The sequence below is a fragment of the Oribacterium sp. HCP28S3_H8 genome, assembly GCF_052064775.1.
Classification (GTDB): domain Bacteria; phylum Bacillota; class Clostridia; order Lachnospirales; family Lachnospiraceae; genus Oribacterium.
Map to the genome: position 1 here is coordinate 124,557 of NZ_JBQHUZ010000003.1, position 12,523 is coordinate 137,079.

10 protein-coding genes are annotated in these 12,523 nt (G+C 48.1%); all 10 read right to left on the minus strand.

Going from position 1 to position 12,523, the window contains the following annotated elements; translation table 11 throughout:
• Position 1: 1 nt before the first annotated feature.
• Positions 2-556 (minus strand): hypothetical protein, encoded by a 555-nt coding sequence (locus ACTNEN_RS04820; RefSeq protein WP_441204911.1) that lies wholly within the window; start codon positions 554-556, stop codon positions 2-4.
• Positions 553-1,167 (minus strand): hypothetical protein, encoded by a 615-nt coding sequence (locus ACTNEN_RS04825; RefSeq protein ID WP_441204912.1) that lies wholly within the window; start codon positions 1,165-1,167, stop codon positions 553-555. Before ACTNEN_RS04825 ends, ACTNEN_RS04820 begins: the two co-directional genes overlap by 4 nt.
• Positions 1,168-1,740: 573 nt before the next feature.
• Positions 1,741-3,093 (minus strand): sodium-dependent transporter, encoded by a 1,353-nt coding sequence (locus ACTNEN_RS04830; protein WP_441204913.1) that lies wholly within the window; start codon positions 3,091-3,093, stop codon positions 1,741-1,743.
• A gap of 288 nt (positions 3,094-3,381) precedes the next feature.
• Positions 3,382-4,641 carry a bacterial transcriptional activator domain-containing protein gene (locus ACTNEN_RS04835; protein WP_441204914.1) on the minus strand — a complete coding sequence of 420 codons (1,260 nt, stop codon included), beginning with the start codon at positions 4,639-4,641 and terminating at the stop codon, positions 3,382-3,384.
• A gap of 163 nt (positions 4,642-4,804) precedes the next feature.
• A complete protein-coding gene (locus ACTNEN_RS04840) occupies positions 4,805-5,791 on the minus strand; it encodes a putative manganese transporter (protein WP_441204915.1) in 987 nt (328 codons plus the stop codon).
• A 320-nt stretch (positions 5,792-6,111) separates the two neighbouring features.
• A complete protein-coding gene (locus ACTNEN_RS04845; RefSeq protein ID WP_441204916.1) occupies positions 6,112-7,716 on the minus strand; it encodes a CTP synthase in 1,605 nt (534 codons plus the stop codon).
• A 272-nt stretch (positions 7,717-7,988) separates the two neighbouring features.
• Complete coding sequence (locus ACTNEN_RS04850; RefSeq protein WP_441204917.1) at positions 7,989-8,213, minus strand: PspC domain-containing protein; 225 nt, start codon at positions 8,211-8,213, stop codon at positions 7,989-7,991.
• Between the two features lie 214 nt (positions 8,214-8,427).
• Positions 8,428-9,618, minus strand: a complete 1,191-nt coding sequence (locus ACTNEN_RS04855; RefSeq protein ID WP_441204918.1) for an ABC transporter permease — start codon at positions 9,616-9,618, stop codon at positions 8,428-8,430.
• Positions 9,602-10,261: an ABC transporter ATP-binding protein gene (locus ACTNEN_RS04860; protein ID WP_441205080.1), complete on the minus strand. Its 660-nt coding sequence runs from the start codon at positions 10,259-10,261 to the stop codon at positions 9,602-9,604. The genes ACTNEN_RS04855 and ACTNEN_RS04860 overlap by 17 nt, the downstream gene beginning before the upstream one ends.
• Positions 10,262-10,601: 340 nt before the next feature.
• Positions 10,602-12,518 carry an HlyD family efflux transporter periplasmic adaptor subunit gene (locus ACTNEN_RS04865; protein ID WP_441204919.1) on the minus strand — a complete coding sequence of 639 codons (1,917 nt, stop codon included), beginning with the start codon at positions 12,516-12,518 and terminating at the stop codon, positions 10,602-10,604.
• Between the last annotated feature and the right edge of the window lie 5 nt (positions 12,519-12,523).

Below are 12,523 nucleotides of genomic sequence, written 5' to 3' on the forward strand. Positions count from 1 at the left end.
GTTACCTCTCCTGATGATCTCTATTTAAAACAGAGTTATATATTTCATTATAGGAAGCAATCCCTTTCTGCCTGTCAAACTTCTGCATTCGCTCAAGAAGCATCAGCCTGAGTCCGTAGAAATAGACCGCATCCTCGCAGAAACTGTCCATAGGTCTTAATCTGCCGAGCATTTCCAGTCTGTAATGGAGCAGATACTGTTCTGCCTGCAAAGGATCTTCCATACCTGCCGCAGTTCGGGAAATCTGTAAAAGATCTGAAGGAATCAGAGTGTCGCCGGCATCAAACTGCTTTTTCATATTTGATGCGCGAATGCTTCCGAGAGCCAGTCGAAGCTCACGCTCCTGTTGATTCCATCTGTCCACAAGACGGGATCCGGTGGATGCTCCGTTTCTTGGCGGGATTAAAGACAATCCCTCCAGAATCTGCTGACTCTTTTTACCCAGATACCGGGAACAGACTTCCTTAAACTCCTTTGTATGTATAGGCAGAGAGGATTTTTCATCCAGTCCGTCCAGACCGGGAAGCTGTGCAACCAGGTAATATTGCTCTGTCATAGCTTCACTGCCTCTTTCATAATGGCTGAAATACGAGGATTCAGATATGCTGCAAAAAGATCCGCGACTGCATCGGCAGAGTAATCATAGTAAGCAGTTCCATCCTTCTCCGCAATACGGAAACCGCCTTCCAAACCGTCTGCAGCCTTTAATACGACTCCGGCACCAACCTTAGCCTTAAGCTCAGCTGTCAGTCCGCTTTCCAACGCAGCAAGATCCTCGCTGTTTAAAAGTATCTGAATGTCTTGTGCATCTGTATGCTTCACCCATTCCGTAACTACCTTGGGAATAAGAGAAGCAAGCATGTCTCTCGAGTACGCCTTGTCGACCTCCGCCTTAAGGATTGCATCCAGCTCTCTGGTAATGCCCTCACGGAACTCGATCAGAATGTTTCTTGCAGCCTGACGGATCGCTTCTTCACTTGCCTTCACCAGTCTGTCATTTTCTTCCTTTGAGGCAGCTTCGATCCTGGCAGCTTCTGCTTTAGCGTCTGCAACAATTTTACGGGCTTCCGCATCTGCAGCATCCCGCTTTTTTGCTGCATCCTCTTCTGCAGCAGCCACTCCGTCTGACTTAATCTTATCGATTAATTCCTGTAACTGAATTTCCATGTCTGCAGTTCTCCTTTACTTAGTACCATCATAACCTTGCAAATATTTCGCGTCATTTCCAGCATGGAACTGACACTCAATGGTTGACTAGCAATAAGTACATTCTAGTCTATAATTTAACAAAGTTCCACAGTAATTTAAATTTTTTTATCAAGTTAGACAAATTTGGATGACTTGTTAAAAAATCGACAAATCCATTGTACGCTGTTACACCGGATTTGCAATAGCGTCCGGCAATGAAATCTTATATGCGAAGATAATTCAATGAGAGTCACCCCCGCAGGTGCGGGGAACACCAACCGTCTCGGATGAATCCCTCCGGGGAACTCAATAAAATAGCCATCCGAAACCACAACATAGTTGAGGATCGGATGGCTGCTTGTAATCTGCAAGTCGGGAAAAGCTAAAATGGGATTGGTAATAGATGGAAAAGTCATCCGATCGAGGTAGAATCAGTCTTTTCGGATGAATCTTCTCCCGCTCAAATTAAAACTTGAGTGGGGGATGATGGCTGCCTCAGTGCTCGATCTATTAGAGTCGGCAGCTTCCAGCCAAATGGATAAAAACTTCATTTTATCTAAGTCCCTGAATCAAAATAATCAAAATCAGGATCGGCAGGATAAAGCGGAAATAAAATTTAAACGCTCGTGGCATCTTAAGACCAGCGCCTTTGTTGCACTCTGCAATATAATTGTTAAAGCCCCAGCCCCATTTGCTCACGCAGAACAGGCAGTAAATCAGTGAGCCAATCGGTAAAAGGAGGTTGCTCACGATAAAATCCTCGGAGTCCAGGACATCTCTTCCGCCGATCAGGTGCAGTCCGGACCAGAGATTATATCCCAGTACACAGGGCATGCTTGCCAACAGCATGAAAATGCAGTTCACGATCACTGCTTTACGGCGGTTCCAGCCGAAATTATCAATCGAGGTCGCAATCAGGTTCTCAAATACTGTGATGACCGTGGAGAAGCTTGCGAATGTCATAAACAGGAAGAAGCACGCACCCCATATTCTGCCGGCAGCCATATGCATAAAGACCTTGGGAAGCGTCAGGAATATGAGTGCCGGACCCGAGTTTGGTTCTACTCCAAAGCTGAAGCATGCCGGAAAAATGATAAGTCCTGCGACGATCGCCACAAAAGTATCGAGAATTCCGATTCTGGCGGCTTCTCCAGCCAGTGTATATTGATCTGACATGTAGGAACCGAAAATCTCCATGCATGCAACACCGAGACTCAATGTAAAAAATGACTGATTCATCGCTGCCATCACTACATTTTTAAGGCCTGTCTCCCGTACTCTCTCAAGACTCGGCATAAGATAAAACTCTGTGCCGGCCTTAGCACCCGGAAGTGTCAGACTATGGAGTGCAAGTACCACAATTAATACAAGAAGGCAGCTCATCATAACGGTGCTAATTTTTTCAAGACCTTTCTGTAGTCCAAAGGAAACCACCAGGAAGCCAAGCAGCACCGTTACGACCATACAGAGTGTCATTTCCTCTGGTCGCCCCAGCATGGTAGTAAATACCGTATCAGCTTCCTCTGCGCTAAGCCCGTCAAAAATTCCGAAGACAAATTTAAAGAAGTATGACAGCATCCATCCGGAAACTGTTGTGTAATACATCATGAGAAGGTAGGCACCTGCGATGGCAAACCAACCGTGGATGTGCCACTTGCTGCCAGCCGGTTCCAGCTGCTCATAGGATTTCACCGCGCTCTTTCTGCTGGCTCTTCCGACGGCAAGCTCCATCGTAAGGATTGGAATTCCCATGATTGTCAGAAAGAGAAGATAAAACAGTACAAAAAATCCTCCTCCGTTCTGCCCGACCAGATAAGGGAACTTCCACACATTTCCGATACCGATCGCGCAGCCAGCACTTACAAGGATAAAGCCGATTCTGGATTTAAAGCTTTCACGAGCCATTGATCATCCTCCAAATACGTAAAATAACCTTTTATTTCATAGCATATTTTTAGCTGGAAGTCCACCGAAGCATAAAAGAAGCCTTCTACACTGTCATGTAAAAAGCGGCCTCCAATTCAGAGCCTATTGAAAGAAGGAACTCTATGATGAGTTCCCGATACCGTCACGTAAAAACATCCCTTTAATATCATATCAAAAAAGACCTTCGTCTCAGGTACTGTCAGGGATCAACCCAACATACCAAGCTAAAGGTCTCGTTGTTAACAATTATCTCATGTCATCACTTTATTACTGTTCCGCATCCTTAGGCTTTTCCAGCATGACCGGGATTTCGGACATGGATACAATGCGGTACTTGAAATCTGCTCTTGGACCTGCAATGTCCTTCAGCTTCCGGGAAATCCGCTGATAAATTTTAGAGCAGTTTTCTTTTTTGGTGCCGATCAGCAAAATCAGATACTGGCTTGCGCTGTATTTCGTATAAACATCTCCCTGTCTTAAACCGCTGGAGAGCGCTTCCTTCAGTGCATCTGCTCTTGCGCTCAGCTTCTCCGGGCTGCGGATTGGCTTTCCCTCATAATCCACCAGCGTGCAGAGCATCATAAATATGGAATTGCTTCTGCGGGACAGGTTCCGCATCAGTACATGATAAACATCCACAAAGCTTGAGAACTGGCAGTAATATGCTCCCAGCTTGTCACCATCCTCTGCCCGCTTTAATGCAGCATCTCTTTGTACAATGCTCTCCTGTATTTCCTCAATATTATCGGAAGCGACCTTATCATTATTGTAAATCCGGTTGTAGCACTCCATCAATGCATCCGGCAGCGGCACCTCCAGCTCCTCCAGATAATACTTTGCTGTCTTGCGGTAGAGCTCGTATGCCTCCTTGTACTGCTTCCGTAAAATCAGGGCATCAATGACATTGATCTGCCATCCATTATCCGGATAAATCTGATTGGCACGGAAATAAAGCTGATAGAGCTTGTCATACTCCTGGTGCTCCCGATAGTACTTGCCCAAAAACTCCACAAGCTCATCATACATGTGCTTAAGCTGCACACTCTCCACAATTACCCAGTAATCCGTGGCAAAAACCGGCAGCAGCTCCCCTTTATACAGGTCAAATGCCTTCTGATACAGCTCCGCCTTTTCTTCATCACTCGCTGACTGCTCTGCCTGGTGACAGTATGCCCGGAAGTCAAATACGTCTATTTTTGTGGTATAGCCATCCAGCTTCTCCTGGAAAAATACACCTTTTTTGCCCTCGATAAACTTTTTACCTGGGATGCCTCCCCGCTTCATCTGCGTTCTCGCCTGATGAAGGAGGTTATTTAAGCTGTTGTTTTCATCCAGCAGATCTTTATATCCAAAAACTCCATCGATCAGCTCGCGCTTGGATATCCCATGCTCCCGATGCAGTAATACGATCTGGATCAGTTTTAAAAAATTGGCTTTATTATTATTTCCGAGTCCGATACACTGCCCGTTTACAGAAATGGAAAAACCGCCGAGCATCTCAACGTAGATCAGATTTTCCGTATCCATGATATTCTTCCTTTCATAACCGCGGACACTTAAGTCTAATTACATCACACTAGTTGCATAACTATAATTATTCTATATGATAATCAAATTATTTGTAAACATAAATAATTTACAAACTTACTTATTTTTAATGCGGTCCTTCCTGACATATTCGGCAGAATTATCAAAATACTATGCCCATAGACTCAATGATCAGCCCCCAGAAGACGCCGGCAGTATACAGAAGTCCAAGGATCTTAAGATTTTCATTGGGATGGTCGTTGGTTCGGAACAGAACCAGAAGTCCGACTCCCGCTCCGACAAGCAGCCCTGCCATCATCTGACCGGCATTCAAGATCCCCATGAGATAAAGCTGCGTGATTGCAACAGAAGCCGCACAGTTTGGAATCAGTCCCACCATACCTGCAAGAAATACGCCTACTACAGGCTTACCGGACAGGAAGCTGCCGATCGCATCCTCGCCGATGCCTTCCACCAGTACCGTGATGATAAAGGTAAGGATAAAGATAAAGATCGTAATCTGCAGTGTGTGCCAGAGTGCTGACCAGAGGATTCCCCGATGATGGTGGTGATGGTGATGCTCATGCTCATGATGCGTTTCATGTAGAGACTTCTGAAGGGACCTCTGCTGAGATGCTGCGGTCTGTGCAGCCTGATTTCTCGTAGTGCCTTCAGGATCATCTTCATCGTCATCACAGTGGCAGTGCTCATGCTCGCAGAGATCGTGAATGTGCTTCTCGGAAAGCTGCATTCGTTTTTGCCGGATGATAAGATCAATAAACAGACCGCTGATCAAACCAAGCAGCGCCTTGGTCCCAAGGATCTTTGCGATCGTTACAGGTGCAACCGCCTCCGAAATAAAAATCGGCAGCATTTCATCCGAGGTAGACAGAAATGCGGCAATCAAGGTTCCGAGGCTGATAACACCACCGGAAAAGAGACTGGCGGCTGCCGCAGAAAACCCGCACTGCGGAAACAGACCTACCACTGCTCCGATAAGAGGACCAAATTTCCCGGACTTTTCCAGAAGCGCCGCAGAAGCGCTGCCGGTACGGTGTTCCAGGTACTCCATAACAAGATAGGTAACAAATAGAAATGGAAGCAGCTTCACTGTATCCAGCGTTGCATCCATAAATGCATCAAAAATCATAATGTCTAATCTGTACTCCTTAAAAAAAGATTTCTCCTACACAGCTTTATGATTTTAGCACGCTTTTACCTAAAAGTTCATCCGCAATTGTTCACCAAAATTATATATAACTAACTCTATCTCTTGATACTTTTCCACGACATAGTAACACATTAAAATATGTTCATTTATGCAAGAAAAAGCTCCGGCAGATCTCTGCCAGAGCCTTAAAGCCAGTTCGACTACCACCGGAATACCCACCCACTATGAGGAAAGGTGCTCAGTTTATAAAAGCTTTACTAACGAATCCTGCTATTTCGTACCGAGCGTTCATTACACAATCAGCGAATGTCCTCGCCGAGGGATGCCTCGATCAAACCGCGGAATAGTGGATGCGCGTTATTAGGACGGGACTTAAACTCCGGATGTGCCTGTGTTGCTACAAAGTACGGATGATCCTTAAGCTCAATCATCTCCACAATGTGTCCATTTGGAGACTGACCGACCAGCTGCATGCCGTTTTTCTCGAGCTCCTCGCGGTAGGTGTTATTCACCTCATATCTATGTCTGTGACGCTCGGAAATATGCTCTGATCCGTAAAGCTCGCGCACCTTGGTGCCCTCACGAAGCTCACAGGGATATGCGCCGAGACGCATCGTGCCGCCCAGATCCGTCACACTCTTCTGCTCCGGCATAAGATCAATCACCGGGTGCTCGGTCTGCGGATCAAACTCCGTGGAGTTGGCATCATCCCATCCAAGTACATTACGCGCATATTCAATGATGGCAATCTGCATACCAAGACAGATGCCAAGATACGGAATCTTGTTTTCTCTTGCATACTGCGCCGCCAGGATCATACCCTCAATGCCACGGGATCCAAAACCGCCCGGCACGAGGATGCCGTTGACACCGCGCAGCAGCGTAGCCGCACCGACATGTTCCAGCTCCTCAGAGTCCACCCAGCGAATGTTGACTTTGGCATTATTTGCAATACCGCCGTGTTTTAAGGCTTCCACCACGCTTAAGTATGCATCATGCAGCTGTGTATACTTCCCGACGATCGCAATTACCGTTTCCTTTTCCGGATGGCGAAGCTTCTCCACCATCTGCTTCCACTCGGTGAGATCCGGCTCCGGACACGGAAGATGCAGACACTCCAGGACGGACTGTGCAAGGTGTTCGTGTTCCATCATCAGCGGCACTTCATAGATAAACTCCGCGTTATTGTTCTGAATAACATGGCTTGCCGGCACATTACAGAAAAGCGCAATCTTATCCTTGATTTCCTGCGGCATCGGCTGCTCGGTACGGCATACCAGGATGTCTGCCTGCAGTCCCAGTCTCTGGAGTTCACGGACACTCATCTGTGTCGGCTTGGTTTTAAGCTCCTGGGATGCATGCAGATACGGCACAAGCGTCACATGGATCATGATCGCATTCTCATGGCCAATATCATGCTGGAACTGGCGAATCGCCTCAAGAAACGGCTGCGACTCAATATCGCCGACAGTGCCGCCAACCTCAATGATTGCAATCCGGTCCTCGTTAGGATCTTCTGACCGGTAGAAATCAGATTTGATCTCGTTGGTGATGTGTGGAATGACCTGCACGGTATGTCCTTCGTACTCTCCGTGACGCTCCTTGTTAAGAACAGACCAGTAGACCTTACCTGAGGTAACATTAGCTTTATGATCCAGGGATTCGTCGATAAAACGCTCGTAATGTCCGAGATCCAGATCTGTCTCCGTGCCATCATCGGTAACAAATACCTCGCCGTGCTGAATCGGATTCATCGTACCCGGGTCAATGTTGATATACGGATCAAACTTCTGCATGGTAACCTTATAGCCCCTTGCTTTCAGAAGACGTCCCAGAGACGCAGCCGTAATTCCCTTGCCAAGTCCGGAAACTACTCCGCCGGTAACAAATACATACTTGATCATAGATACTCCCCTTTCATGGTCAAAAGATACATCGGTGATGGACAACAGATCAAAAAAATGAGGCGGAAAAGGCGGCAGATACTTCCTGTATCTACGTCGACGCCTTTGTCGCCCCATGATCATGCTATAAAAACAGAAAAAATATAACTCAAAAAACCGGCTTTGTAAACGGATTTCCCAAAGCCGGCAATATTTTTTTCCGGTTTTCAGTTTTTCTGGCTCATTCCGATTTTACCGGCTGGCAAATTTTTCTGAGAGCCGCGGCGTTTCTATCAATATCCTCTGCCGGCGCTTCCGTTGTCACCATAAGGTCCATACGGAGCATCCGGGATCACTATGGCACAGATAATGTAAAATACGATGCCAAAACAGAAAAAAAGAGTAAGCCCCGCCCACAGAAGCCGGATCAGTGTCGGATCTATATTGAAATATTCGGCAATTCCCCCGCAGACACCTGCAATCATGCGGTTCTCTCTCGATCTGTATAATTTTTTCATGAAGCTTTAGAAACCCCTCCTGGCATAAACATGTGAATCACGTATACTGTGCTGAAACAGTTCCATCCGGAAGCCCGGAAGCGGAAGCACAGCACAGAACAAAACGCAGGCTTTCATAATCCGGATCATACCATATCTAATGCAGACTGTTTCAATTACTGCTCTCACTATAGCATATCCGGATGGTAAGAGCAATCCGGGGGATTTCAAGGCATCAGTCAGACCGTAATGCATCAATTGGATTCAGCGCTGCAGCTCTCCTCGCCGGCATATATCCAAAAATCAGTCCGATCGCAACGGACACGGAGAAGGATACGAGGATAGAGGCGAATGTTGGCGCCGCGTCAATCCCCATGATATTTCCAGCTAACTTAGTCGCAATACTGCCGACTACAATACCGATCAGACCGCCCATCGAGCTGGTCACCGCTGCCTCAATTACAAACTGTGTAAGGATCGTCCGCTTCCTTGCACCAAGTGACTTACGGATACCGATTTCACGGGTTCGCTCCGTTACGGATACCAGCATGATATTCATGACACCAACGCCTGCCACCAGCAGCGAGATACTTGCAATACCACCAAGCAGCATGGACATGGTACCGATCATTTCATTCATAGAGTCCAGAAGCTCGCTCATTGCGGTTACATGATAGAGATCGTCATCCTTAAACACAGAGTACAGATAGTCCTCAATGATGCCCTTCACTGTCGTTGCCTGCTGCACATACGTATCCTTCAGCGCAAAGGTATAATTGTTTATCGTCCCGTTACGGGAGAGCTTGACTGCCGCTGTATATGGCATGTAAATGAAGTCATCCTCACCGCCCTCTGACATCTCATCGCTCTCCGAGGTCTGCCGCTCCACGACACCCACGATCTTATACTTCTCGCCGTTGACACTGATCTCCTGTCCGATGGCCGAGGAAGCATTTCTGTAATATGTCGTCGCAACATAATATCCGATTACAGCGACTTTCTGCCGGGCGGATATATCCGCATACTGGATGAACCGTCCCTCGGCAAGGCTGTAATCCAGGATGCTCAGATAATCCTCCGATACACCGGTGACCGTGGTACTGGTCGAGTTTTCATTCCCCACCTTAACCGTAGCGTTGACTGTGACATTGGGAGACATATAGTTAAAGTACTGGGCATTATCCTCATAAAACTGATACATATCGTCTACAGAGACCGAGCGGGAGCTCAGGTTTGTGACATTCACTGTAATCCGGTTGGTACCCAGGGATGCAAAGCTCTCGGTCATATAGGACATTTCTCCGTTAACCAGTCCCACCAGGATGATCACGGCAGCAACACCGATGATGATGCCAAGCATGGTGAGAAACGACCGCATCTTGTTTGACCATATGCTTTTTAACGCGAGATTAAATGAGTTTAGCATATTCCTCCGCTGATCCGTCATAAACGACCTTGCCGTCAGAGATCCGCACAATCCGTCTGGCCTCGACGGCGATCGAGTTATCATGTGTTATCATTACGACAGTATTACCATCGCTGTTAATATCCTTTAAAAATCCCAGCACCTGCCGGGAGGTTTTGGAGTCCAGCGCGCCGGTGGGCTCATCCGCAAGAATCAGCTCGGGCTGACCGGCGAGCGCCCGCGCAATGGATACTCTCTGCTGCTGACCACCGGAAAGCTGACTTGGGTGCTGCATCCACTTATCTTGAAGCCCGACCCGCTCCAGCTGTTCCATTGCCCGCCGTTGCCGTTCCTCCTTGGGTACGCCCGCGTAAAGCAGCGGGAGACACACGTTGTCCAGGAGATTATCCTTAGGCAGAAGGTTATACTGCTGAAAGATAAAGCCGATTTTCCGGTTCCGAATGTCCGCAAGTTCATCATCTGACATTTGAGAGATGTCCTCGCCGTTGATGAGATACTGCCCGCGCGTCGGAACATCCAGCGCGCCGATGATATTCATGAGCGTAGACTTACCAGAGCCGGACTTACCGACAATGGCGACAAACTCCCCATCATAAACATTTAAGGTAATGCCGTCATTGGCATGCACCTCCTCGGAGCCCATCTGGTATATTTTATAAATATCATGAAGCTCCAGCAACGGCTTCTCTCCCTCGTGTCCCGCCGGAGGCAAGTTTCCCTGCTGCTTTGCCGCGGCTGCCAGCTTCTCGATTTCATCATAGTGCTCTGCTTCCGGATCTTCCTCCTCGCCCGTAAAAGCCTGTGGTTTCGGGTTCATATCTGCGTCCTTGGTAAGGGGCGCCTCTTTTGTCTCCTCAGGTACTGACATCTGTCTGCCTCCCATCTGTTTAAAATTTCAGGATATAAGGTTCTCTGCTTTCTGCCTGTATCTGCACCCGATTCTGTTCTTTTGTTCACAGGATCCGGATGCGAATGCAGCCGCTTTACATTGGGCCGCCGCCCTGGCCGCCGCCCTGACCGCCACCCGGTCCACCGCTGTTGCCGGGTCTGTCCTGACCACCGCCGGGTCCGTTTTGACCGCCAGCCATTCCGCCACCTATACCAGGAATCATTGTACTCTCGGAGCTGTCTTCCACGGTTGACTGGGTAATGTAAACGACATCGCCTTCAGACAGATTTCCAGACGTGATTTCCACATAGCTGTCATCCACAAGACCTGTCGTAACTTCTACTGCATGGAAGCCCTCCGGCACGGTATCGTCTTTACCGCTATGATCCTTGTCGCTGGAAGCTTTATCCTTACCAGCATCTGATGATTTTGCGTCCTCAATGGCTGCCGCAGACTCCGGATTAGTTACGGAGGTTTCTGCGCTTGCATCTGAAGCTGTTTCAGCTGCTTCGGTCCCTGATTTAGCGTCACTATCCTTAACATAGACGATATTTCCACGCTGCAGTGCATCGACCGGTATGGCAATCACATTGTCTGCCTCATCGAGTGTAATGACACCGGAGACATTCATACCAGGCAGCAGATCGCCGTAGTCCGTGAGCGTAACCTCCACCGGATAATAGGTGACACCGTTGGACGCGGTACCCTCCATAGAGACATTGGTGACAGTTCCGGTATAGGTTTCATCCGGGAATGCATCCGCAGTGACGCTAACCGTCTGTCCGACCTTGACATTGGAAATATCCAGTTCATCGATATTCATCGAGAAGGTAAGCTCCGAGAGATCATAGATTACTGCCAGTGCCGTTGCGGAATTACCATTCTGCACCTTATCTCCAAGCTTTACGCTCTTGGTGATGACAGTACCGGAAATCGGTGCGGTGATGGTATAATTATCAAGGTTATCTTCTGTATTGGACAGACTGGTCTTGGCGCTGTCCAGACTGGACTCTGCGGAGTCCACCTTGTCCTGATAGCTTTTAAGAATATCCTCCGCATCCTCTGCATCAATGGAAAACAGTGCGGTACCCTCGGAAATGTAATCACCCTCATGCACCAGAACCTGTGTAATTTTAACACTGGAGGAGAGATCCGATGCTGTAATCGTAATATCCTTTGCCGGGGTAAACGCGGCATCACCCGCGGAGCTGAAGCCGTTGATCTCCGCGGTTGCCGTCATTGATGTGGTGAGCCCGCCAGGGTTCTGCACCTGCACGGTAACATCCCGGACAATCTGTCCTCCGGTGAGCGTCTGATCCATAGCGGCAACAGCTGTCACCGTACCCTGCAGTTCCTCCAGTGTATCAGAGAGGTACAGCGTTGCTGTGGAACCGACGGAAATCTGCTGCGCTTCCGTGGAGAGAAACGGAATGGAAACCTCCATTACCGACTCATCATATAGCTCGGCGATTTCCGTGTTTCCGCTGATTTCCTGTCCGGCTTTGACCTTTAAACTCTTGATATAGCCGGATGCCGTAGACTTATATGTGTTACCGGAAAGCAACGCCGCCTGTTTATTATAGTCGCTCAGCGCCTCATCATATTGCTTCTGTGATCTGCTGACAGAACTGTTGGCAGAGTTGATCTGGGTATCCACTGAGGAGGAATCGATGCGATATAATACCTGTCCGGCCGTAACCTGATCTCCTTCCTCAAAGTTTGCCTCTACAACCTCACCGTCCACCATCGAGGTAATGGAGTAGGAATCCTTGGGCGAAATTGTACCCGAAGAGGACAGCGTTGATGTAATGGTCTCCCGGGATACCGTGGAGGTTTTCATATTCTGCTCTGCCTTTGCTCTCTGTGCCTTACGGTAAACCAGGAAGTAATACGCCGATCCCCCGCCAACTGCGATGACAAGGATCAGCGCGAGGATCCTTTTAAAAGGAAGACGAAATTTTTTTCTCGGTGCTCTCGGCGCCGCTCCGATTGTGCTGCTTTGTGCTGTCATGCATG